25 protein-coding genes are annotated in these 21,735 nt (G+C 71.7%); 15 read left to right on the forward strand and 10 right to left on the reverse strand.

The window, feature by feature from the left end; translation table 11 throughout:
• The first annotated feature begins 143 nt into the window (after nt 1–143).
• The 5 genes from R3E98_06600 (at nt 144) to R3E98_06620 (ending at nt 4,308) form a co-directional block, all read left to right on the forward strand.
• Nucleotides 144–359, forward strand: a complete 216-nt coding sequence (locus tag R3E98_06600; protein MEZ4423057.1) for a hypothetical protein — start codon at nt 144–146, stop codon at nt 357–359.
• 56 nt (nt 360–415) lie between these two features.
• Complete coding sequence (locus R3E98_06605; GenBank protein ID MEZ4423058.1) at nt 416–1,876, forward strand: amidohydrolase family protein; 1,461 nt, start codon at nt 416–418, stop codon at nt 1,874–1,876.
• A 140-nt stretch (nt 1,877–2,016) separates the two neighbouring features.
• The gene (locus tag R3E98_06610; GenBank protein MEZ4423059.1) at nt 2,017–2,532 is read left to right on the forward strand and encodes a hypothetical protein; all 516 of its coding nucleotides are present in this window, start codon (nt 2,017–2,019) and stop codon (nt 2,530–2,532) included.
• 128 nt (nt 2,533–2,660) lie between these two features.
• Nucleotides 2,661–3,005, forward strand: coding sequence for a YciI family protein (locus R3E98_06615; GenBank protein MEZ4423060.1), 345 nt, complete (start codon nt 2,661–2,663; stop codon nt 3,003–3,005).
• Nucleotides 3,006–3,072: 67 nt separating this feature from the next.
• A complete protein-coding gene (locus R3E98_06620) occupies nt 3,073–4,308 on the forward strand; it encodes an RNA polymerase sigma factor (GenBank protein ID MEZ4423061.1) in 1,236 nt (411 codons plus the stop codon).
• A 73-nt stretch (nt 4,309–4,381) separates the two neighbouring features.
• Here the strand turns inward: R3E98_06620 and R3E98_06625 are convergent, their stop codons facing one another.
• The 3 genes from R3E98_06625 to R3E98_06635 form a co-directional block, all read right to left on the reverse strand.
• On the reverse strand, nt 4,382–4,597 hold the full coding sequence (locus R3E98_06625) for an AbrB/MazE/SpoVT family DNA-binding domain-containing protein (GenBank protein MEZ4423062.1): 216 nt from the start codon (nt 4,595–4,597) through the stop codon (nt 4,382–4,384).
• 8 nt (nt 4,598–4,605) lie between these two features.
• On the reverse strand, nt 4,606–4,812 hold the full coding sequence (locus R3E98_06630) for a hypothetical protein (GenBank protein MEZ4423063.1): 207 nt from the start codon (nt 4,810–4,812) through the stop codon (nt 4,606–4,608).
• 185 nt (nt 4,813–4,997) lie between these two features.
• A complete protein-coding gene (locus tag R3E98_06635) occupies nt 4,998–5,240 on the reverse strand; it encodes a hypothetical protein (GenBank protein MEZ4423064.1) in 243 nt (80 codons plus the stop codon).
• Between the two features lie 119 nt (nt 5,241–5,359).
• Between R3E98_06635 and R3E98_06640 the strand changes: the two genes are divergently transcribed.
• Nucleotides 5,360–5,929 carry a GNAT family N-acetyltransferase gene (locus tag R3E98_06640; protein MEZ4423065.1) on the forward strand — a complete coding sequence of 190 codons (570 nt, stop codon included), beginning with the start codon at nt 5,360–5,362 and terminating at the stop codon, nt 5,927–5,929.
• 27 nt (nt 5,930–5,956) lie between these two features.
• Here the strand turns inward: R3E98_06640 and lepB are convergent, their stop codons facing one another.
• From lepB to panB, 5 genes are read right to left on the reverse strand one after another with little or no spacing between them, the layout of a single operon-like run.
• A complete protein-coding gene (gene lepB / locus R3E98_06645; GenBank protein ID MEZ4423066.1) occupies nt 5,957–6,739 on the reverse strand; it encodes a signal peptidase I in 783 nt (260 codons plus the stop codon).
• Nucleotides 6,740–6,772: 33 nt separating this feature from the next.
• Nucleotides 6,773–7,261 carry a LytR C-terminal domain-containing protein gene (locus R3E98_06650; protein MEZ4423067.1) on the reverse strand — a complete coding sequence of 163 codons (489 nt, stop codon included), beginning with the start codon at nt 7,259–7,261 and terminating at the stop codon, nt 6,773–6,775.
• Nucleotides 7,254–7,844: an HD domain-containing protein gene (locus R3E98_06655; protein ID MEZ4423068.1), complete on the reverse strand. Its 591-nt coding sequence runs from the start codon at nt 7,842–7,844 to the stop codon at nt 7,254–7,256. The genes R3E98_06650 and R3E98_06655 overlap by 8 nt, the downstream gene beginning before the upstream one ends.
• A complete protein-coding gene (gene panC / locus R3E98_06660) occupies nt 7,841–8,704 on the reverse strand; it encodes a pantoate--beta-alanine ligase (GenBank protein ID MEZ4423069.1) in 864 nt (287 codons plus the stop codon). Before panC ends, R3E98_06655 begins: the two co-directional genes overlap by 4 nt.
• Before the next feature lie 11 nt (nt 8,705–8,715).
• The gene (panB, locus tag R3E98_06665; protein ID MEZ4423070.1) at nt 8,716–9,546 is read right to left on the reverse strand and encodes a 3-methyl-2-oxobutanoate hydroxymethyltransferase; all 831 of its coding nucleotides are present in this window, start codon (nt 9,544–9,546) and stop codon (nt 8,716–8,718) included.
• A 152-nt stretch (nt 9,547–9,698) separates the two neighbouring features.
• Between panB and R3E98_06670 the strand changes: the two genes are divergently transcribed.
• Nucleotides 9,699–11,291 carry an NFACT RNA binding domain-containing protein gene (locus tag R3E98_06670; GenBank protein MEZ4423071.1) on the forward strand — a complete coding sequence of 531 codons (1,593 nt, stop codon included), beginning with the start codon at nt 9,699–9,701 and terminating at the stop codon, nt 11,289–11,291.
• Nucleotides 11,292–11,295: 4 nt separating this feature from the next.
• Here R3E98_06670 and R3E98_06675 read toward each other — a convergent pair whose 3' ends face one another.
• Both R3E98_06675 and R3E98_06680 read right to left on the reverse strand, forming a co-directional pair.
• The gene (locus tag R3E98_06675) at nt 11,296–12,735 is read right to left on the reverse strand and encodes an HD domain-containing protein (protein ID MEZ4423072.1); all 1,440 of its coding nucleotides are present in this window, start codon (nt 12,733–12,735) and stop codon (nt 11,296–11,298) included.
• A 1-nt stretch (nt 12,736) separates the two neighbouring features.
• Nucleotides 12,737–14,476: a HEAT repeat domain-containing protein gene (locus tag R3E98_06680; protein MEZ4423073.1), complete on the reverse strand. Its 1,740-nt coding sequence runs from the start codon at nt 14,474–14,476 to the stop codon at nt 12,737–12,739.
• 277 nt (nt 14,477–14,753) lie between these two features.
• Between R3E98_06680 and lexA the strand changes: the two genes are divergently transcribed.
• From lexA to R3E98_06720, 8 genes are all read left to right on the forward strand, one after another.
• Entirely contained in the window at nt 14,754–15,362 is a 609-nt protein-coding gene (gene lexA, locus R3E98_06685) for a transcriptional repressor LexA (GenBank protein ID MEZ4423074.1), read from the forward strand.
• A gap of 34 nt (nt 15,363–15,396) precedes the next feature.
• Nucleotides 15,397–15,549, forward strand: a complete 153-nt coding sequence (locus tag R3E98_06690) for a hypothetical protein (GenBank protein ID MEZ4423075.1) — start codon at nt 15,397–15,399, stop codon at nt 15,547–15,549.
• Nucleotides 15,550–15,629: 80 nt separating this feature from the next.
• Entirely contained in the window at nt 15,630–16,448 is an 819-nt protein-coding gene (truA, locus tag R3E98_06695) for a tRNA pseudouridine(38-40) synthase TruA (protein ID MEZ4423076.1), read from the forward strand.
• A 4-nt stretch (nt 16,449–16,452) separates the two neighbouring features.
• The gene (gene fsa / locus R3E98_06700; protein MEZ4423077.1) at nt 16,453–17,109 is read left to right on the forward strand and encodes a fructose-6-phosphate aldolase; all 657 of its coding nucleotides are present in this window, start codon (nt 16,453–16,455) and stop codon (nt 17,107–17,109) included.
• Nucleotides 17,110–17,114: 5 nt separating this feature from the next.
• The gene (locus R3E98_06705; protein MEZ4423078.1) at nt 17,115–18,515 is read left to right on the forward strand and encodes a trypsin-like peptidase domain-containing protein; all 1,401 of its coding nucleotides are present in this window, start codon (nt 17,115–17,117) and stop codon (nt 18,513–18,515) included.
• A 7-nt stretch (nt 18,516–18,522) separates the two neighbouring features.
• Nucleotides 18,523–19,974, forward strand: a complete 1,452-nt coding sequence (gene purB, locus R3E98_06710; protein ID MEZ4423079.1) for an adenylosuccinate lyase — start codon at nt 18,523–18,525, stop codon at nt 19,972–19,974.
• Between the two features lie 74 nt (nt 19,975–20,048).
• Nucleotides 20,049–20,993: a phosphoribosylaminoimidazolesuccinocarboxamide synthase gene (locus R3E98_06715; protein MEZ4423080.1), complete on the forward strand. Its 945-nt coding sequence runs from the start codon at nt 20,049–20,051 to the stop codon at nt 20,991–20,993.
• Nucleotides 20,990–21,676, forward strand: coding sequence for a phosphatidylserine decarboxylase family protein (locus R3E98_06720; protein ID MEZ4423081.1), 687 nt, complete (start codon nt 20,990–20,992; stop codon nt 21,674–21,676). Before R3E98_06715 ends, R3E98_06720 begins: the two co-directional genes overlap by 4 nt.
• Nucleotides 21,677–21,735: the final 59 nt, after the last annotated feature.

Genomic DNA, 21,735 nt, shown 5'->3' on the forward strand with positions numbered 1-21,735 from the left:
CCCCGGGACGACTCCATCCCCTCACACCTCAACCACTCCTGAACCCGATGGGCGAACATCCAGGGCCGCCGCGTGTCGTGTCCTATGCGCAGACCTGCTTCGCAGTACCGTCGCAGTGGGAGGGGACGCTCGAAGACGGAAGGATGTTCTACATCCGATTCCGGAACGGGCAGTTTCGCGTCCGCGTCTCGCGCGAGCCGACCACGCACGTGACGGAGGCGGTGCGCGGCGTCGACCTGGTGGACGAGGAGATCCACGGGTCCGAGGATGATGGGTTCATGGACGAAGCCGAGATGCTGGAGAGGACGGCCTGGCTTCTCGACTTCTCCGGTTCGGCTCGCCTGGAGCTCGACGAGTAGGGCCCGGCCCAGTCGTCGCCCCCGTGTGGTTGTCCCCCAAGCGGAGTCTTCATCGGATGCACAAGCCCCCCCGGATCTCGCCAGTCCTCGCGCTGATCGGACCGCTCCTCGCGGCCGCGTGCTCCCCCGCACCGGAGCGCGTGCCCGCGGATCTCGTCCTTCGCAACGTCACGCTCATCGACGGGACCGGCGCGGAGGCCCGCGCCAACGTCGACGTGTTCGTCCGCGACGGGCTCATCGCGGCGGTGCTCCCGAACGGATCTGTCGAGATCCCCGCGGACGCCGACGTCGTGGAGGGGGAGGGCTCCTTCGTCATGCCCGGCCTGGCGGACATGCATGTGCACTTCAGCCTCGGGCTTCCCGCACCACGACGGCCCGGGGAGACGGACGAGGTCCTCGGTCGCCTCCTGTACTATGGCGTCACCAGCGTGCTGAACCTGGGCGCCAGTGAGGGCAGCACGGAGGCCATCCGGGCCCTGTGGGCTCGGCAGGCGGCCGGAGAGGTCCTGGGCCCGACCGTCTACGGGACCGGCGGGCACCTGACGCTCCCGGGCACGCATCCGGTGTGGACCATCTTCCCCCCGCCGATGCGCCGGGCGGCGGACTCCATCGTCGCCGCGACCCCGGAGGACCTGCCGGCCGATCTCTACCCCCTGGGCCTGGGCATTTCGCTGGTCCGGACTCCGACCGCTGCGCGCGCCGCCGTGCGGGAGAGGGCGGCGGGTGGGATGCACGCGATCAAGATCACGGTCGAGTCGGGTCCCTCCGAGTTCGGGGACGATCACCCGCTCATGTCGGCGGACCTGATCCGAGCCATCGTGGACGAAGCGGCCGCGCACGACCTGAGGGTCTTCGCGCATGTCTCCTCCCCGAACGAGCTCGACTCGGTCATGGCGGGGGGAGCGGCCGGGATCGTCCACACCGTCTCCGAACGGCCCTTGCCCGGCGCCACCCTGGCGAGCGCGCTCGCCGAGCGGCAGCTCTGGACGGTGGCCACCCTGTCCCTCTTCGACGCGTTCATCCGCTACGCGGAGGATCCGGGCCGGATGGACGACCCCTTCCTGCGGGAGACGGTGACCGAGGAGGAGATCGAATTGTTCGCGCGCACCGGGAGGCTCGACATGGGGGAGGACGCCGACTCGATGCCCGCGTGGCGGGCCGAGACCGACGCGACGATGCGGGACGTTGCGGCTTTGCACCGGGCGGGTGTGCCGATCGTGCTCGGGACCGATGTCGGGAATCCGATGGTCTTTCCGGGGTACTCCGCGCACGAGGAGCTCGCCAATCTCGTGAAGGGCGGCCTGACGCCCATGGAAGCGATCCAGGCGGGCACGCTCCAGGCCGCGCGGATGATCGGCAAGGAGGCGGAGTTCGGGTCCATCGAGGTGGGCAAGCGCGCGGACCTGGTCGTGCTCGGCGCGAACCCGCTGGAGGACATCCGCAATTCCCGCGCGATCCGGACCGTGATCGCGCGGGGGCGGATCGTGGACCGGGCAGCGCTGCTGCCGGCGCGGTAGGTCCGGGTCCGGGGGAGCCGGTGAAGCCCCGCTCGTGTCAGCGTCGACGCACCGTCTCGTATCATGCTCCGAACGGTGGGTCCGGGAGCGGTGGAGGTCTGGACCCGCACCCCGACGGAGGCGACGGAGATGGAGCGCGCGTGAAGCGAAGGCTGAGGGTCCCCGCTCTGCTCCTGCTCGCAACGAGCGGTGGAGGTCTGTCCGCGCAGGAGCCCCCGGTCTGCCGATCGGCCGCACATCGCACCGCGGCCCCCCTGGTCGGCGTCTGCGGCGAGTACACCGTCACCGATTCGGCCGAGGTCTACGAAGGTGAGCTCACCTCCACGCTGGACGCGGGGGGCTGCGCCTTCGTACAGACCTTCGTCAGTGCCGATGGGACGTTCACCTTCCGTTCGCTGGGATTCGTGGACCCCACGACCGGCGGATGGAGGGAACGCTTCGTCCTGAGCAACGGCGCCACGGCGGAGTACCACTGGAAGCGAGACGGGTCCGACCTGCTCCTGGAGCGCGCGGCGCCGGGCGGCACCGTCTACCGACTCCGCGTGACCGACCTGACGCTCGAGTCCTACGTGGTGATCGAGGAGCGCCTGGACGGGGAGACCGGGAGATGGCGTCAGGGCCAGCGCACGGTGACGCGGCGAACGGGCGGCGGATGAGCGACGGACCACCCGAGAAGCGGACGGGTGGGGGGCCGACCGGCGCCTGTGTCGAAATTCCCGCCCCCCATTCGTAGGTGGGGTGGAGGAGAGGCGCTCGGCCTCTCCCACCACGACCCGGAGGGGACATGCAGTACATGCTTCTGATCTACGACAACGAGGCCGCGGCGGGGGAGACGAGCGAGGCCGAGATGGCCAAGTGGTTCGAGGTCACGCAGGCCATGCAGGACGCGGGGGTGCTGCGGGGCGGCGAGGCGCTGCACCCGACCACGACCGCAACCACGGTGCGGGTCCAGAACGGAGAGACGATGACCACGGACGGTCCCTTCGCCGAGACGCGGGAGCAGTTGGGCGGCTACTACGTCATCGACGTGCCCGACCTCGATGCGGCCATCGAGTGGGCGGCCCGCCTCCCCAGCGCCGGCCGCGGCCCGGTCGAGGTGCGGCCGGTCCTGGTCTTCGACCAGGGCTGAGCCGGTGCGGGAGGAGTCGTCGCGGAGCCGGCCCACGGCCGCCCGCACACCGTCGGTCCCCGCCCGGGTGCTGGAGCGGGTGTACCGGGAGGAGCGGGCGGCGATCGTGGCCGGACTGATCCGGCTCTGCGGCGACTTCTCCCTCGCCGAGGACGTGGTCCAGGACGCCTTCTCCAAGGCGCTGGAGCGGTGGCCGGAAGAGGGCGTGCCACCCAACCCGGCGGGGTGGGTGGCCACCTCTGCACGCCGCCGGGCCATCGACCTGGTGCGGCGCGCGGACCGCTTCCGCGAGAAGGCCGCGGTGCTGCGGCGACTGGAGGAGGCGGAGCTCGCGGTCGGGCCGGTCGCACTTCCGGAGGAGGACGGCCCGCACGACGACCGTCTACGACTGCTCTTCACCTGTTGCCACCCGGCGCTCTCCACCGAGGCGCAGGTCGCGCTCACCCTGCGCGTCGTGGGCGGCCTCTCCACCCGGGAGATTGCGCGGGCATTCCTGGTGGCCGACACGACCATGGGTCAGCGGCTCGTACGCGCGAAGGCCAAGATCCGCGACGCCGGAATCCCCTTCCGCGTGCCGGTGGGTCCGGCCCTCGAGCCGCGGCTGCATGCCGTGCTCTCCGTGCTCTATCTCGTCTTCAACGAAGGATACGCGCCCACGGAGTCGGAGGAGCCGGTGCGCGGAGATCTCTGCGACGAAGCCATCCGCCTGGCGCGCCTGGTGGTGGAGCTGATGCCGCGCGAGCCGGAAGCCCGCGGGCTCCTGGCCCTCATGCTGCTCCACCACGCGCGACGGGACGCGCGGGTCGCCGGCGACGAGCTGGTGCTCCTGGAGGACCAGGACCGCGGCCGGTGGGATCGCGACGCCATCGACGAAGGGGCTGCCCTGGTCGAAGGAGCGCTCCGCCAAGGTCGGGTCGGTCCGTACCAGATCCAGGCGGCCATCGCCGCACTCCACGCGCAGGCCGCCACCCCCGCGGCCACCGACTGGCCGCAGATCGTCGCGTTGTACACGGTGCTGGAGCGCATCCATCCGACACCGGTCGTGCGGCTCAATCGCGCGGTGGCCATCGCCATGGCCGGCGACATCCCCGGCGGGCTGGCGATGATCGATGCCCTCGGGAAGGACGGCGCCCTCGACCGCTACCACCTCTTCCACTCTGCCCGGGCCGGGCTGCTGCGCCTGTTGGGCCGGGCCGAGGCCTCGCGCACCGCCTACGAGCAGGCGCTGTCCGTCTGCACCCATCCCCTCGAGCGGCGCTTCCTGGAGCGGCGGTTGGGGGAGGTGGCAGGGGCGCACGGGTAGGACGTTGCCGGCGATGGCCAACCGAGGGAATCTCACCCCCACACCCGGTGCACCCGGATGACGTCCTCGAGGGTTACCTCGCGAGCTCGTTCAGCGCAGCCCGGTACCGACGACTCGCAGTGACTGCATGCTCCAAGGCCTCGAGGACGTCGGGATCGCAGGGACTGATCAGGATGCCACGATCCACCACGATGGCGAATACCTCGTCGCCGGCGGAAAGCTTGAGGCGGTCGACCATCTCCTTGGGTAGCGTCGCCCCGAGGGAGGCTCCGATCTTCCGCAGCTTCATGCGCTTGATCATTCCCGCGCCGCCCTCAGGTTCGGAGCCGACTGAGCAGCGACCGTGAGGATCTCGTCCGTCTCGGGGTCGACACCCACCAGCACGTCCGGCACGGTCACCCCGCTCTTCTCGAACTTCAGGAGACGATACCTGTAGATCACTTCGACGCGCCCTCGCTCCGGACTAAGAGCGTAGCCCCGTTCTCCTTCCTTCAGGATCTTCATCGATCAACGCTCCGATCGGTGAACACCGATGAACGTCGCCGCCCATCAGGTTCGTCGATGAAGTAGGCCTTGATGTGCCAACGCTCTCCATTCAAGGTCGACCGCTGCAGGCCCACGAGCAACTGTGGGTTCGTCAGGCAGCTCCCCCGTGAACCGCTGACGGGTCTCGGGGCTGGGGCCAGCCCTCACGCCTCCCCGCACACCCAGCCCGCCCGAACCCCGTCGACCACCAGCGCGACCCCCAGCAGCGTGCCCGCAATCACCCAGTAGCTGCTCACCGGGAGCACCAGGCTCGCGAGAAGGTGGAGCGCGTACCCGGGCGCGGCGAGCACCCGTCGGCTCCATTCCGGTCCCACGGGGGCCACGAGCAGCCCCACCTCCGCAGCGAGCACCGCCGCGCTGGCGGCCCACGTCCTGAGTCGATTCATCGGTCTGTCCGTGAAAGCCCGGCTGGCGTCACCGGGTATATCCTACCCCATCCTCTCCAACCGATCCCGAGACGTGCATGCCTCAACACCGTGCCCAACGGTCGGCTGAAGGCCGGCCTTTGGACCTCGAACTACGAGAAGCGGGCGCCGAAGACCTGGTCGGACACGCCGCCCTCTCGATCGCGTTCGAAGTGGACCGCGTGCTCGCCCTCGCGCCGGGCGGTGGACCTCGCGACCTGGTGGAGCGCGATCTGCCAGACCCCTGGATCAAGGACTACGACGCCGAAGAGGGCGCCAGCCCGTCTTCCTGGCCCGTACGCTTCGACACGTCGAGCTGGCGCATCCTCTCCGCCTGGCACGGACAGGAGCGCGCGGGCGGAGTGGTGCTGATCGCCGGGGACCCGGGCATCGACATGCTCGAGGACCGCTCGGACCTCGCGTTGATCTGGGACCTGCGGGTCGCGCCCGCGTTCCGGGGGCGAGGCGTAGGTGGGGCGCTGCTACGCGCGGCCCTCGATTGGGCCCGCTCGCGGGGCTGCCGGGAGCTCAAGGTCGAGACCCAGACCATCAACGTAGCGGCGTTCCGCTTCTACGAACGGCAGGGGTTCGAGCTGCGCGCCGTGAACCCGGGAGCCTACGCCACGCTCCCCGACGAGATCCAGCTGCTCCTCTACCGCCCGATCGCATGACCGGTCGGCACGGGGTCGAGATGCCCCCTACCGCACCTGCGCGCCGATCCGCCCCGCCCGGACCTCCCGGAAGAACCGGAACGGCTTGAGCGACTGCTTGTCGTAGGAGTAGTAGATCCGCGACGCGCGTCCCTCCAGGCGCCAGCCCTCGAGCAGGCCCCAGTAGCGGGAGTCCAGGCTGCGGTCGCGGTTGTCTCCCAGCATGAAGTAGCGGTCCTCGGGCACCACGATGGGACCCCAGGTGTCGCGCGTGGGGCGGTAGGCGTTGCGATCCACACCGGGCGCCAGGTAGTCGAGCTGCCAGCGCATCCAGGGGTGGGAGTCGTCGCCGGCGGGATCGTCGTGGCGGACGTAGGGCTCGTCCTGCAGCACGCCGTTCCGGTACAGCGCCTTGTCACGCATCTCGAGCGTGTCGCCCGGCATGCCGATCAGGCGCTTGACCAGCTTCAGCTCCTGCTCGTGCGGGGGATCGAAGACGATCACGTCCCCGCGCTCCGCGTGCGAATAGCCGGGGATGCGCAGGCCCGGCTCCCCCGTGAACGGCAGGCGGCTTCCGATGGCGGCCCGGTTCACGATCAGGTAGTCCCCCACCAGGAGCGTGTTCTCCATGGAGCCGGACGTGATCACGAACGTCTGCAGCAGGAACGTCCGCATCACCAGGAACAGCGCGAACGCGAACAACCCGGACTTGGCCCACTCCCAGGCGACGCTCTGCGATGGCGTCTCGGGCTCCTGGCGCCCGCCCGCGGCCCGGCGCGTGGGCGCGCCCTCCGGCATCGACTCCTTCCCTGCCGGCCGTTCCTTCGCCATGCCTTCCTCGCCTCCTGGACCTGACTCGCTCGGTCAGCGCCGCAACCAGGGAATATAACCCCGCGGATCCCACCAGGGTCGCGCGGGCGCGGGGGGCGGCGCCTCCACCGGAGGGGCCCAATCCGTGCCCAGGATCACGGTGACCTCGAGCAGCCGGGTCGAGTCCGGCTCGCTCTCCACCGTCTCCAGCCCCAGCGCCCCCGCCACCCGGCGGGCCAGCGCCGGACGCCCCACCCGGTCGATCACTACGGAGGGACGGTCCGCGAAGTTCTGGGCGTTCTGGAAGGCCACGACATCGAAGCCCGCATCGCGGAGCACGTCCGTGGCCGCCCGGGCGACGCCGGGGGTCCCGCCCCCGTTCAGGACCTCCACCCGCACGCGCTCGGCCACCTGGAGGGCCTCCGCCGTATCCGGCTCCTCGGCCGGGCCGGGAACTTCCGCGCGGGTGACCAGCAGGCCGGCGATCAGCCCCCCGCCGAACAGCACGGTGAGCACGAGGAGCCGGAGCGGTCCCTTAGTCATGGTGACCGACGACGCGGTTCCAGCACCGCATGGTATACGCGGAGATCGGATGCCCGCGGTGGATGAGGTTGCGGATGCGGGCCGCCATGATGTCCTTGAGGACGGGCTCCAGCTCCTGGGGCATGCGGGCGCGCAGCGGGTCGCGCAGGTCGGGGAGCGAGGTGCGCCCCGGCTCCAGGAAGTCCGCGGCGGACAGCGCCTTGCCCAACCGGTCGAAGTCGGGGTGGCCGAGCGTGTGGAACGCCACCGCCAGCAGGAGCGAGCGATCCTCCACGCCCTCGCGCCCGAGCAGGATCGCCGCCGCGGGCCCGTGCAGCACCGCGCCCGGCAGATCGTGCAGGTCGGGCCCCAGCATCGGCCTCAGCGTCTCCGGATCGGCTTCGCGCAGCGCATCGTGCAGCCACCCGGCGGCGGCCCAGCGATCCGCTTCTGCCGGCGATTCGCCCAGCTCCTGCGCCCACGTGCGCATCAGGCGCGCCACGCGCTCCATGTGGGCCCGACGGGACGGCCCGGCCTCCGTCCAGGAGGGCAGCTCCCCGCGCGCCGCGGCGGCGACGATCGGGTGGGGCGCGGTGTGGCTCATCCTTCGGATCCCAGCACGGTGTTGTCGATGAGGCGGGTCTCGCCGCAATAGGCGGCCACGGCCAGCACTGCGCCCGGGCGCGCCACGTCCAGCGGCTCCAGCGTGTCGGGGTCCACGATCTCCTGGTACTGCGGCCGCAGCCGGCGCCGCGTCGCCACCTCCGCAAGATAGCGACCGAGCAGGGCGCTCGTGCTGCGGACGCCTCCGGCGAAGCCGTCGCGTGCGGTGGCCAGCCCCGCGGAGAGCCCGAGCGCGTCGCTGCGCTCGTCTTCCGACAGATATCGATTGCGCGAGCTCAGGGCCAACCCGTCCGGCTCGCGCACGATGGGCGCCACGTCCACCTCCACACCGAAGCCCAGGTCGGCGTTCATGCGCCGGATGAGCACCGACTGCTGGAAGTCCTTGCGACCGAAGACGGCCACGTCCGGCTCCACGAGCGCGAACAGCTTGGCCACCACGGTGAGCACACCACGGAAGTGCCCGGGCCGGTACGCGCCACACAGGCGATCCCCGGCGGGCCCCGGATCGACCGAGACCCGGGGCGGACCGGACGGCCACATGGCGTCGGGCGCGGGCGCGAAGACCACGTCGGCGCCGTGCGGCGCGAGCAGGGCGACGTCGCCGTCGAGATCACGCGGGTAGCGCTCCAGGTCCTCGCCCGGCGCGAACTGCAGCGGATTGACGAAGATGGACACCATCACCTCGTCCGCGCGGGCCCGGGCCCGGTCCACGAGCGAGAGGTGGCCTTGGTGCAACGCGCCCATGGTGGGCACCAGGCCCAGACGGCGCCCCCGGGCGTGCAGGTCACGGGAGTAGGCGCGTACGGCGTCCAGATCGTGGAGGATGCGGGCCGCGGACACGGGAAGAGGCGTCAGCGCTGGAAGGTGTGCTCGGGCCCGGGGAAGGTGCCGTCGCGCACCTCGTCCGCGAAGCGCGCCATGCCCTCGCGCACAGCGGTGTCCAGGTCCGCGTAGCGCTTGAGGAAGCGCGGACGGAAGTCCGCGTTCAGGCCCAGCGCGTCGTAGCAGACCAGCACCTGCCCGTCACAGCGCCGTCCGGCGCCGATCCCGATGGTGGGGATGGACAGCGATGCGGAGATCTCGCCCGCGATGTCCTCGGGGATCAGCTCCAGCACGAGCGAGAAGCACCCCGCCGCCTCCAGCGCCTGGGCTTCGTGCTTGATGCGGGCGCGGCTCTCCTCGTCCCGGGCCTGCACGCGGTGCCCACCGAGCTGGTGCACCGCCTGCGGCGTCAGACCCAGGTGCCCCATGACCGGGATGCCGATCTCCACGAGCGTGCGCACCGTCTCCAGGATCCGGGCGCCGCCGCCTTCGATCTTCACGGCGTGCACGCCCGTCTCCTTGAGGGCGCGCCCGGCGTTGGCGACCGCCTGCTCCACCGAGACCTGGTAGGTCAGGAACGGCAGGTCCAGCACCGTGAAGACGTTGGGCGCGCCCCGCCGCACGGCCTTGGCGTGGTGGATCATCTCGTCCAGCGTGACGGGCACGGTGGACTCGTAGCCCAACACCACCTGCCCGAGCGAGTCGCCCACCAGCAGCATGTCCACCCCGGCCGCCGCCAGCAGGCGCGCGAACGTGTAGTCGTAGGCCGTGAGCACGACGATGCGCTGTCCGTTCCGCTTCATCTCCGCGAAGCGGCGGACGCTGGGACGGGTGCCACCGGGGAGCGGAGGGCTCGACACGGCGTGGCCTCGATATGGGGAAATCGTTGAGGGGCAGACGCTTACGAGCGTGCGACGGCCAAGCTACCGGGCCGCCCCCCGCCTGTCAATCGACACCGACCGCCGCTGTGGCGCCGGTTGCCGGGACGGCCCCGCGGGCGAGAGCTTCCGCCATGCCCACGCACTGGGATTCCGCCCTGGTCCGCGCCACCGCCGCCGAGCTGGGCGAGCGGCTGGCCGACGCGCGCCTGCAGGCCCTGTTCCTGGACCCGGGCGGCAAGCGTCTCTACGCCTTCTTCCGGTCGGGCACGCTGGAGGTCCGCCTGGACCCGCACGACACGGACGTGCGCTGGCGGGCGCCCGTGACGCCGTTCCCCGGGAGCGCGGCGCTCCCCGCCCGCGTGCGCGGCGTGCATGCCCCCCCGGACGAGCGGCGCTTCACGGTGGAGCTGAGCCGCGTACGCGGCAGCCCCCGCCGCCAGACGCTGGAGGTGGAGCTGATCCCGCGGCGGCTGAACGCGGTCCACACCGCCGACGGGCGGGTGGAGGCAGCGCTGCGGAGTGAGCCCCGGCTGGAGCGTGGCGCAGCCTACGCGCCGCCGGAGGGCGGGGCCCGGCCGGGAGCCGACGGGGCGCTGACGCGAGAGACGTTCGAAGCGCTCCAGGAGGAGCTCCCCGCGGACGGCGCCGAGCGGGCGCTCCTGTCGCGGCTGGCCTGGAGCAGCCCCCTGAACGCGGCCGCGCTCGTGTCGGACCGGGAGGGGCCCGAGTGGGGGTGGGCCCTGTGGCGCCGGTTGGCGGACGGCGTACGCGAGCCCGTCACGCTCGAGGGTCCGGGGGGACCGCAGCGCTATCCGGTGGCGGTGGGCGGCCTGGCGTGCACGCGTGCAGACGGGTTGCTGGATGCGGAGGCCGCCGCGCTCGCCCGCCCCACGCCGCCGTCCGCCGCGATGACGCGCCTCACCGAGCGCGTGACCGAGCTGGAGCGCCGGATCGCCGCGCTCGAGCGCGAGGCGGACGCGCCGGACGAGCCCGCCGAGCTGCGCGCGCGCGCGGACCTGCTGTTGGCCCGCCTGCACACGGTGCCGAAGGGCGAGGCGGTGGTCACGCTCGAAGGCTTCGACGGCAGCCCGGTGCAGCTCGAGCTGGACCCGGCGCGCTCACCCCGCGAGAACGCGGACGACCTGTACGAGAAGGCCGGCCGGGCCGAGCGCGCCCGCGAGGCGCTGCCGGAGCGGATCGCGCGCACGCGCGAGTCGCTGGAGCGCGTGCAGGCGGGCCTGGAGCGCGCGCGCTCCGGCACCTGGACCGACGCCGACCTGAAGACGTGGCTCGGAGCGAAGCGCCCGGGGGCGCGCTCCGCGCGCAAGGCGAAGCCCCTGCCCTACCGTCCGTATCGCAGCTCGGGCGGGCTGGACATCTGGGTCGGCCGCGGCGCGCGCCACAACGACGAGCTCACCTTCCACGTCTCACGGCCCGGCGATGTGTGGATGCACGCCCGCGACGTGCCGGGCGCGCACGTGGTGCTGCGCTGGGACAAGGAGGATGCGCCCCCCGCCCGCGACCTGGCCGAGGCGGCCGCGCTGGCTGCCCTGCACTCCGGCGCGCGCCACAGCGCGCTCGTGCCCGTGGACTGGACGCGGCGGCGCTACGTGCGCAAGCCGCGGGGCGCCAAGCCCGGAAGCGTACGCATGGAGCGCGCGAGCACCGTGATGGCCCGGCCCGATCCGGATCTGGCGGAGCGGCTGGCGGTGGAGGAGGGGTAGCCCCTCAGGTCACGAAGTCCGAGACCCGGATGCCGTACTTCTGGGGATCGGTGGTCTTGATGATGGAGCGCTTGACCTCGCCCGTCACGGGATCGCGCTCGGACAGGTCGAGCGAATACGGCTCGGGGCGCGGGACGCCCATGGCGTCGGAGATGACCACGACGCGCGGCTGGTGCAGCTTCTCGGGGTCGGAGTTCGCCTGGGCCACCACGGCCATCTCCAGCGTGTCCAGGATGACCAGCGTCCCCACCGGGAAGACGCCCGTGGCGTTGATCAGCGCGCGCACCAACAGCGGATCGAAGCCGCGCCGCGGATTCTCGCGCATCTCGCGCAGGACCTCGTCCGCGGGCCAGGGCTCGTACTGGTAGCTGCGGATGGACGTGCCGGCGTCGAAGGCGTCCGCCACGGCCACGATGCGCGAGAACAGGCTGGGCATGCGCGGACGCTTGTTCTGCGGATAGCCCGTGAGGTCGATCTTCATGTGATGCTCGTAGGCGATGAGCATCTGGCGGTACGGGACGTCCGCGAAGCCCTTCATCTCGAACAGCGTGAGCATGCCCTCGGTGGGATGCTGCTGCAGGATGCCCCACTCCTCGTCCGTCAGGCCTCTCGGCTTGTTGATGATGGCCGAGTCGATCTTCATCTTGCCCACATCGTGGAACAGCGCGCCCAGGCCCAGCTCGTAGAGCTGACGCTTGTCCAGCCCCAATCGCTGACCGATCACCAGGCTGAAGATGCAGACGTTCACCGAGTGCGTGAACGTGTACTCGTCGAAGTCGCGCAGCGTGGTCATGGCGATCAGGGACGGCTCGTCCGAGAGCACCTGGTCCACGATGGTCTGCACCGCGCGCTTGATCTTGCGCACGTTGACGGCGCGCCCGAGACGCACGTCCGTCAGGACCTCCTTGGCCACCTTCACGGAGCGCACGTAGGTGCGCTTCGCGGCCTGGAGGTTCTCCTCCTCGACCGACTCCGGTGACTGCACTTCGCTCTCGGGCCGGAAGCGCAGGTGCTCGAGCCGGGCACCCTCCACGCCCGCCAGGAACGCGTCGTAGGGGTCCTCGCCCTGCGGGCGCCGCAACAGCAGCGACAGGAACGGCGCCCACTCCTCACGGCGCACGCCCTGGAAGACGGTGAGCTCACCCAGCCCGTGGTCGGTGAACACCTTGCCGATGCTCCCGAACGTGGAGTAGTTGCTGAGCTCCAGCCGCAGGCGCGTCTCGTTCACGAAGAAGAACTCGCCCACGACACGCAGCTCGAGCGAGCCGTCCTCGCCCAACAATCCCGTGGTGAAGCTGTGCAGCTCGTCCAGCGCGTGCTGCACCGTCTCGTTCTCGATCGGATAGAACTTGAGCGCGCGCAGCAGGGCGTAGAGGGACGACAGGAAATGCCGTCCCTGCTCCTGCGCGCGTGCCGCTTCGGCGCGGTCCCGGGGCTCTTCCACGCTACTCGCGCTCCATCCGCAGCGCCCGGCCCACCGCGCTCCGCACCACGGGCTCGGTGGCCGACTGCGCGGCCCGCAGGTGCTCCATGGCCTTGGGCGTGGCCGCACGGCCCAATCCCAGGGCGGCGCCGGCCCGGATCTCCTCCGGCTCGCGGCGACCCAGCAGGCCTCGCTTGTTCAACAGGTCCCCCAGCAGCTCCACCGCCTCGTCCCCGCCCACGGCCCCATAGCTCTCGAAGAAGGCGATCTTCTCGGAGATGTCCGCGCTGCGGATGGCACGGCTGGTCACCACGGCCTTGAGCGCCTTGGCGGCCGGGCGGTAGCGCAGGTCGCCCAGACCGCGTGCGGCCGCGATGCGGACCGCCCGGTCGGGATCCTTCAGCGCGGCCTCGAGCCCGGCCGCGACGGTCGAGACGCGCAGCTTGGCGGACGACTCGACCGCGGCCAGGCGCACGTCCGCCGATTCGTGGCGCGCCAGCTCGGCGAGGCGCGGACCGGCATCGCCCAGACCCATCTCCCCCACCATGCGGCACGCACCCGCGAGCACGGTGGGATCGTCCACCTGCAGCAGGTGCAGCACGCCGTGCGGATTGCGCTTGCCGATGGCCGCCACGGCCTCCAGCAGCAGCAGCCGGATGCGCTTGTCCTCCGAGCCCATCGCGGCGCGCAGCAGCGGCTCGAGCGCCCCGCCCCGCAGGAACTGCAGGAAGTGCGACAGCTCGTCCGGACCGACGTCGATGCCGCCGTCGGCCAGCGCCAGCACCAGCTCCTGGATGGCATCGGAGCCGCTGACCTCGTCCAGCAGGCCGTTGGCGCGGCGCTGAGCGGAGGCGGACAGCACCCCCTTGGCGGCGAGCAGCCGGTGCACGCCTTCCAGGAGCAGGGTGGCGGCGCGGATCTCGCCCTTGGAGAGGAAGCTCGGGAGCAGCGTCCCGAAGATGTCCAGGATCTGGAGCTGCCGCTCCTCGCGCTCCGGGTCCTCGATGCGATCGAAGAGCGCCGAGAGGATGTCGGCGCGGATGTCGCGCTGCATCTCGCGGTCGACCTCGCGGCGCAGGATCTCCACCTCGCGCGGGTCGAACGAGTACAGGGTCGGATTGAAGTCCTCGGTCGCGACCTTGGGCCGGGGCGGCTCCTCCTGCTGGGCGCTGGAGGCCGGCTGGCCGTCTTCCGTCTCCTCGGTGTCGACCTCGCCCTGCCAGGCGGCGCTCAGGTCCAGCGCGCCCGGATCCTTCTCCGGGACCTCCACGCCCTCCGCCAGGAGGTCCACGTAGTGGTACTGCAGGTACGACAGGTCCGCGTCCCACAGGATGGTGAGGAGGTCCTCCCCCTCGGCCCGGATGGAGCGCGCCCGCTGGAGCACCCGCAGCACCGCTTCCAGCTCCTCCTGCTCGATGCCCTTCAGGAACTGGACGTCGCGGATGCCGTCCTTGTAGAACAGGAAGGCCAAGGACTCGGCGCGGGTGTCGTTGCGGTAGACCTCCTCCCCGAACCACAGGAAGCGGTCCTCCTCGATCTGGATGCGGAGCTCGTCCACGTCCGTCCAGAGCTTCTCGAAGGCGGCCCGGAGGTTCTGGACGAAGCGCTGGTAGACGGGGTTGTTCTCGTCGTACAGCTGGAAGGCGCGCAGGGCCTTGCCGAGGACCGTGAAGAGGTCCCGGGCGTCGTCGAGCGGCAGCTCGGGGATCTCGTAGCCGTCCGGCCCACCGGGCCCGGGAACGTTCGACGGTGACGGCCTCACTCGACTCCTGCTCGGTCCCGCTCTGGTTGGTGCACCCCGCCGGTGCCGCTGGGGCCCTCGTCGGCCCGACCCGACCGGAGGGCCCTGACCCCGCCCAAGCGGATGAAAAGGGCTCCGGCCGGTCGAAAAGGCAACCCCCGCCGGGTGGCGTGGGGGCAGGGTGCAGACCCGCGTTCCGGGACCCGACCGCAAGGCACGGGCCGCCTTGCGCTTCGGGGTCCCTTCGGGTTATCCTCTATTCGGTTCTTGTTCGGGACCCCCTGGGCGGAGTGGACCCATGCCCCTGACCAAGCGGCAGAAAGAGATCCTCGACTACATCGAGTCCTTCATCGAGGACGCGGGCTATGCCCCGAGCTTCGAGGAGATCGCCGAGGCGTTCGGCTACGCGTCGCTGGCGACGGTGCACGAGCACCTGAGCAACCTCGAGCGCAAGGGCTACATCCGGAAGTCCTACAACGAGAGCCGTTCCCTGGAGGTGGTCCGGGAGGACGGCTACGGCGCCGCGGTGGAGCTTCCCCTGCTCGGCGCGGTCGCGGCCGGCCTGCCCATCGAGGCCATCAGCGACCACGAGCGCCTCTCCGTGCCGTCGGACATGGTCCGGCGCGGCAAGGAGAACTATGTGCTGCGTGTGGAAGGAAACTCCATGATCGACGAGCAGATCCGCGATGGCGACTACATCGTGGTGAGCTCGCAGCAGACGGCGGCGGACGGGGAGATGGTCGTGGCCCTCGTGGGCGGCGACTCCGTGACCGTGAAGAAGCTCTACCGTGAGGCCGGCAACCGGGTGCGCCTGCAGCCGGCCAACGAGACCATGCAGCCCATCGTCGTGCCCGCGGAGGACGTCGCCGTCCAGGGCGTGGTGGTCGGCGTCATCCGGAAGTACTGACCTGGAGCGGGCCCTGGGGCCCCGAGGAGGAAACATGCGCGTGCCTTTCGCCATCGGTCGCCTGACCCCCCGCGCCACCGAGATCGTCCTGGTCAACCGTCGCCGCCGTGAGGCCCCCGTGCCCGGCCCCTGGCGCCTGCGCGCCCTGGTCAAGCCGGTCCCGGTCCTGCGCGTCGCCGAGGCCTGAGCACACCCCGGGGGGCGGTCCCGACGGGGCCGCCCCCCGGTTCGGGTTGACCTGGCGAAGGCCGGGTCTACCTTTGCCGAGTGATCGCCCAGGAGGACGTCCGCCTCCGCGTTACACTGCACTATGACGGGACCCGCTACTACGGGTGGCAGCTCCAACCCCGTGCGCCGACGGTCCAGGGTGAGGTGGAGCGCATCGTCGCCCGGCTGACCGGGGGTCCACGCACGGTCCTGGCCTCCGGGCGCACCGACCGCGGGGTCCACGCCACCGGTCAGGTGATCTCCCTGCTCGTGCCGCCCACCTGGACGGCCGAGCGCTTCCTGCGCGCCCTGAACGCCCTCCTGCCGGACGACATCTGGGCTGCCGACGCGGCGGAAGTCCCGCCCGACTTCCATCCGCGCTACGACGCGCGCGAACGCACCTACGTCTACCGGGTGGGGTTGGCGCCGCAGGCCGCCTCTCCCTTCGCCCGGCCCTGGTGCTGGCCGCTCTCCGACGCGCTGGACCTGGGCCTCCTCGCGGACGCCACCGCGCGCATCCCGGGCGAGCGCTCCTTCAAGGCCTTCGCCCGCGCGGGCCAGCCCGAGCGCGGCGATCGCTGCCACGTGACCCGCGCGGTGTGGCGACCCTGGGCGCTGGGCCAGGAGCTGGTCGTCGCCGCCGACCGCTTCCTGCATCACATGGTGCGCTACCTGGTCGGCACGCTGGTGGACGTCTCCCGGGGACGGCGTCCGCTCGCGGACCTGGACGCGCTGCTGGCCGGCGGGCCCGGGGTCTCCACGTCTCCCCCGGCCCCCCCCTCCGGACTGGTCCTCGCACACGTACGTTATGAAGGCGAGCCGGCGCCCGACCCGGCGGCGCTCGCCCTGCCCTTCACCTCGAGCACGGGAGTCGTTTGAAGCGATGAAGATCTTCCTGGACACGGCCGACATCGGGGAGATCCGCCGCGCGGCGGACGCCGGACTGATCGACGGGATCACGACCAACCCCTCCCTCATGGCCAAGGTGGCCAAGGGCCGCGAGCCGCGGGATGTCTTCAAGGAGATCTGCGAGGCCGTCGATGGCCCGGTCAGCGCCGAGGTGGTGGCGGTCGAGGCGGTGGACATGGTGACGGAAGGCCGCCGCCTCGCGGAGATCCACGACAACATCGTGGTGAAGGTGCCGCTCACCGAGCACGGCCTGCGCGCCTGCCGGCAACTGCGCGAGGACGACATCCGCGTCAACGTCACGCTGTGCTTCTCCAGCCCCCAGGCGCTGCTCGCCGCCAAGGCGGGCGCCACGTACATCTCGCCCTTCGTGGGGCGGCTGGACGACATCGCCACCGACGGCATGGGCCTGATCGCCGAGATCCGCGAGACGTACGACAACTACGGCATCGACACCGAGATCCTCACGGCGTCCGTGCGCCACCCGCGGCACTTCGTGGAAGCCATGCGCCTGGGCTCGGACTGCGCCACCATCCCGCCGTCCGTGCTGTACCAGCTCCTCAAGCATCCGCTCACCGACATCGGCCTGGAGCGCTTCCTGGACGACTGGAAGGCGCTGGGTCAGGAGCTCTGAGTCCCGTGTCCCGCCTCTCGCGCCGTTCCCCCGGGGGCGCCGCCCTGGTGCTGGCCCTGCTCGCCTGTGACGGCGGCGGCCCGGCCACCGGCACGGTGGACACGCTGCAGGCCCAGGTGCCGGCCGCGGCCAGCGCGCAGGTGGACGCGTCGCGGGTCACGGCCATCGTACGCGCGGCCGAGCGCGTGTCGCCGGCGGTGGTGAGCGTGCACGTGCTCCGCCGGCAAGCAGTGCGCGCGAGCTTCTTCGACCCGTTCTTCTCGGGCACGCGCGTGGTCTCCGGCCTGGGCTCGGGCTTCGTGTACGACCAGGAAGGGCACATCCTGACCAATGCGCACGTGGTGGAGGGCGCCGAGCGTCTACGGGTCACCCTGCCGGACGGGCGGGACGTGGACGCGGATCTGATCGGCGTCGATCCCACCACCGACATCGCCGTGCTGCGCACCGACGACCTGGACCTGCCGGTCGCGCCCATGGGCACGTCCGAAGGCCTGCTGATCGGCGAATGGGCGCTGGCGATCGGCAACCCCTTCGGTAACCTGCTCTCCAACCCGGAGCCCACCGTCACGTCCGGCGTGGTCTCCGCCCTGCACCGCCACATCGTGCCCGACGCCAACGACAGCGGCTTCTACCTGGGCATGATCCAGACGGACGCCTCCATCAACCCCGGCAACTCCGGCGGGCCGCTCGTCAACGCGCTGGGCGAGGTCATCGGCGTCAACACCTCCATCTTCTCGCGCAGCGGCGGAAGCGAGGGGCTGGGCTTCGCGATCCCCATCGACCGCGCGCTGCGCGTCGCGGAGGACCTGGTGGATCGCGGCCGCGTGGACCGCGCCTGGCTGGGCCTGCGTGTCCAACCGGTGGAAGCGGACGAGTGGGGCCGCACCTCCGGTGTGGGCGTGGCGATGGTGGCGCCGGGCTCTCCGGCCGCTCGCGCGGGCGTGCGCACCGGGCGGCGCATCGTGCGCGCCAACGGCACGCCCATGACCGGCCCGCTCGACTTCGAGGCGCTGCTGCTCGATCTGCGGGCGGGCGACCCGGTCACGTTGGAGCTGGAGGGCGCAGCCGATCCGCTGCGCCTGGAGGCCGAGCCGCTACCGTCGTCGCGCGCGACCGCGGTGACCGTGCTGAACGACATCGACGTCATCACGGTCGATGGTGCCATCCAGGCCGAGCTGGGCCTCGCGAGCGAGGAGGGCGCCCTGATCGTGGCCGCGCGCGGCACCACCGCCCGGCAGCTGGGCCTGACCGAAGGGGACGTGATCCGCCGTGTGAACCAGGTGGACGTGCGGACCGCCGCGGACGCCGAGCGGGCGCTCACGGCGGTGGCGCGCACCGCGGGTGGTATCCAGATCGTCTACGAGCGGGGCGGCCGCTTCGCCACGCTCAACCTGCGCATCCGTTGAGAGGCCGATGACCGACTCGCTGGACCGCTACCACCACCCGCTCGCCGACCGCTACGCGTCGCGCGAGATGCAGGAGATCTTCTCGCCGCGCCGGCGCTATGGCACCTGGCGTCGGCTGTGGCTCGCGCTGGCGGAGGCGCAGCGCGAGCTGGGTCTGGACATCCCCGCCGACGCCCTCGAGCAGATGGCGGCCCACCTGGACGACATCGATCTCGCGCGGGCGGCCGAGTACGAGCGGCGCTTCCGGCACGACGTGATGGCGCACGTGCACCTCTTCGGGGACGCCGCGCCCGCGGCGCGCGGCATCATCCACCTGGGGGCGACCAGCGCCTTCGTGGGCGACAACACGGATCTGGTGCTGCACCGGCAGGCCCTGGAGCTGATCGCCGCGCGTACGGTGCGCACCGTGCGGGCGCTCGCCGACTTCGCGGGTCGGCACAAGGACCTGCCCACGCTGGCCTTCACGCACTTCCAGCCCGCGCAGCCGACCACCGTGGGCAAGCGGGCCACGCTGTGGATCCAGGACCTGCTGCTGGACCTGGAGGAGCTGCGCTTCCGCCTGGACACGCTGCGGTTCCGGGGCGCCAAGGGCACCACGGGCAGCCAGGCCTCGTTCCTCCAGCTCTTCGACGGCAGGGGCGACCTGGTGGAGGCGCTCGACCGGCGCGTGGCCGAGAAGATGGGCTTCCCGCTGCGCTTCGCGGTCACCGGGCAGACCTACACGCGCAAGGCGGACGCCGCGCTGTTGGCCACGCTCTCCGGGCTCGCGCAGTCGCTCTCCAAGCTGGGCAACGACCTGCGCCTGCTCGCGCACCTGCGCGAGGTGGAGGAGCCGTTCGAGAAGGAGCAGATCGGCTCGTCCGCCATGCCCTACAAGCGCAATCCCATGCGCTCCGAACGGATCTGCGCGCTCGCGCGCCACGTGATCGCGCTGGCCGCCGATCCGGCCTACACGGCGGCCACGCAGTGGTTGGAGCGCACCCTGGACGATTCGGCCAACCGCCGCCTCTCCATCCCCGACGCCTACCTGACCACCGACGGCATGCTGGTCCTGGCGGAGAACGTCACGGACGGGCTGGTGGTCCATACCGCCATGATCGAGCGCCGCCTGGCGGAGGAGCTGCCGTTCATGGCCACCGAGTCCGTGCTGATGGCCGCCACCCGCGGCGGCGGCGACCGCCAGGAGCTGCACGAGCGCATCCGCCAGCACGCGCACGCGGCCGCGGCCCGCCTCAAGGCCGGCCACACCGACAACGACCTGACGGCGCGCATCGCCGCCGACACCGCCTTCGGATTGGACGCGGACGCGGTGGGCGCGCTCATGGATCCGCGGGCGTTCGTGGGCCGGGCGCCCGAGCAGGTGGACGCGTTCGTGGCCGACGAGGTCGAGCCCGAGCTGGAGCGCTGGTCGGATCTGCTGGCCGCGCGACCGGCACCCACGGCGGACGTGAGGGTCTGAAGGGGCATGACGCACTCCCACCACGCACAGGCGCGGGGCCACACCCGGCGCGACGCCACGAGGACGGACCGGCGATGAATGCACCGCGCGCCCTGACCGCGCCCTCCCTGCCGCTGCGCCGCGTGCACGGCGGCAAGGTCCGCGAGGTCTACGAGGTGGACGACGAGCGCCTTCTCATGGTGGCCAGCGACCGCGTCAGCGCATTCGACGTCGTCATGGCGGAGGGCGTGCCGTCCAAGGGCCGCGTGCTCACCCAGATCACGGCCTGGTGGCTGGACCGCCTGGCGTCGCGCGTGGAGCACCATCTGATCAGCGCGCATCCCGACACACTGGTCGCGGAAGTCCCCGCGTTGGCCTCCGTGGATCCCGACGCCTGGGCCGGCCGCTCCATGCTGGTCCGGCGCACCCGTCCGGTGCCCATCGAGTGCGTGGTGCGGGGCTACCTGGCCGGGTCCGCCTGGAAGGAGTACCGCACCGCGGGCACCCTGGCCGGCGAAGCCCTCCCGGACGGGCTGCAGGAGAGCGCGCGGCTCGATCCTCCGCTCTTCTCGCCCGCCACGAAGGCGGTCAGCGGCCACGACGAGAACATCACGTTCGCGGAGACGCGCGAGCGGGTCGGCGCCGACCTGGCGGACCGGCTGCGCGCCCTTTCGCTGGAGATCTACGCGACCGGCGTACGCACGGCGGAGGAGCGCGGCATCCTGCTCGCCGACACCAAGTTCGAGTTCGGCACCGACTCCAGCGGGCGCCTCCGTCTGATCGACGAGGTGCTCACGCCGGACTCCTCCCGCTTCTGGCCCGCGGAGAGCTGGCGGCCCGGCACCGTGCCCCCCTCCCTGGACAAGCAGCCCGTGCGCGACTTCCTGGACGGGCTCGACTGGGACAAGCAGCCGCCCCCGCCTCCGCTGCCGGACGCGGTGGTCGAGCGCACCACGGCCCGCTACCTGGAGATCTTCGAGCGCCTGACCGGCATGCCGCTGGATGCCTACGAGCCCCCCCGCCGCCAGGCGGACGCGTGAAGCTGGCGCCCGAAGGCATCCCGTTCATCGTCGCGGCCCTGGTGGCCGCCCTCGTGCTGGCCGTGGGCGCCCGCGCGCTGCAGTCCTGGGCGGCTCCGCTCGGGCCCGTGCTGACCGGGCTGGCGGTGGTCGCGGGCCTGTTCGGCGTGTTCTGCCTCTGGTTCTTCCGGGATCCGGCCCCCACGCTGCCCGCCGACCCGCGCGCCATCGTCTCCCCCGCCGAAGGGCGGGTCATCGAGGTGGTGCAGCAGGACGAGCCCACCTACCTGGGCGGACCGTCCACGCGCATCACCATCTTCCTGTCCGTGTTCAACGTGCACGTCCAGCGCGCCCCGGCCGACGGGGTGGTGGAGCACCGCAGCTACAAGCCCGGGCTCTACCTGGTGGCGTGGGAGCCCAAGGCCAGCGAGGCCAACGAACAGGCCAGCCTGGGCATCCGCACGCCCGCCGGCCCTCTGCTCGTCCGCCAGATCGCCGGATTGATCGCGCGCCGCATCCTGACCGATCCCTCGGAGGGTGACCGGGTAGAACGGGGCGCGCGGATCGGGCTGATCCGGTTCGGCTCGCGCGTGGACCTGTTCTTGCCGCCCGACTGGCCGGTCGCGGTCGAGGTGGGCCAGAAGGTCCGGGTCGGCGAGACCGTGGTGGCCCGCATACCGGACGGCGCCGAGGGCGCGCCGTGAGCCGGGCCCCGTCCCCCACCGATGTCGGCGCCCCGTCCGGGCGCGGGTGCTCCGGTCAT

It is taken from the genome of Gemmatimonadota bacterium (genome assembly GCA_041390125.1).
In the GTDB taxonomy this organism is placed as follows: domain Bacteria; phylum Gemmatimonadota; class Gemmatimonadetes; order Longimicrobiales; family Gaopeijiaceae; genus JAGQIF01.

Bases quoted from the DNA above. Each gene is read 5' to 3' on its own strand.
- R3E98_06600 (MEZ4423057.1), top strand. From the start codon at position 144: ATGTTCTACATCCGATTCCGGAACGGGCAGTTTCGCGTCCGCGTCTCG.
- R3E98_06605 (MEZ4423058.1), top strand. From the start codon at position 416: ATGCACAAGCCCCCCCGGATCTCGCCAGTCCTCGCGCTGATCGGACCG.
- R3E98_06615 (MEZ4423060.1), top strand. From the start codon at position 2,661: ATGCAGTACATGCTTCTGATCTACGACAACGAGGCCGCGGCGGGGGAG.
- R3E98_06625 (MEZ4423062.1), bottom strand. From the start codon at position 4,597: ATGAAGCTGCGGAAGATCGGAGCCTCCCTCGGGGCGACGCTACCCAAG.
- R3E98_06630 (MEZ4423063.1), bottom strand. From the start codon at position 4,812: ATGAAGATCCTGAAGGAAGGAGAACGGGGCTACGCTCTTAGTCCGGAG.
- R3E98_06635 (MEZ4423064.1), bottom strand. From the start codon at position 5,240: ATGAATCGACTCAGGACGTGGGCCGCCAGCGCGGCGGTGCTCGCTGCG.
- lepB (MEZ4423066.1), bottom strand. From the start codon at position 6,739: ATGGCGAAGGAACGGCCGGCAGGGAAGGAGTCGATGCCGGAGGGCGCG.
- R3E98_06650 (MEZ4423067.1), bottom strand. From the start codon at position 7,261: ATGACTAAGGGACCGCTCCGGCTCCTCGTGCTCACCGTGCTGTTCGGC.
- R3E98_06655 (MEZ4423068.1), bottom strand. From the start codon at position 7,844: ATGAGCCACACCGCGCCCCACCCGATCGTCGCCGCCGCGGCGCGCGGG.
- R3E98_06670 (MEZ4423071.1), top strand. From the start codon at position 9,699: ATGCCCACGCACTGGGATTCCGCCCTGGTCCGCGCCACCGCCGCCGAG.
- lexA (MEZ4423074.1), top strand. From the start codon at position 14,754: ATGCCCCTGACCAAGCGGCAGAAAGAGATCCTCGACTACATCGAGTCC.
- R3E98_06690 (MEZ4423075.1), top strand. From the start codon at position 15,397: ATGCGCGTGCCTTTCGCCATCGGTCGCCTGACCCCCCGCGCCACCGAG.
- fsa (MEZ4423077.1), top strand. From the start codon at position 16,453: ATGAAGATCTTCCTGGACACGGCCGACATCGGGGAGATCCGCCGCGCG.
- purB (MEZ4423079.1), top strand. From the start codon at position 18,523: ATGACCGACTCGCTGGACCGCTACCACCACCCGCTCGCCGACCGCTAC.
- R3E98_06715 (MEZ4423080.1), top strand. From the start codon at position 20,049: ATGAATGCACCGCGCGCCCTGACCGCGCCCTCCCTGCCGCTGCGCCGC.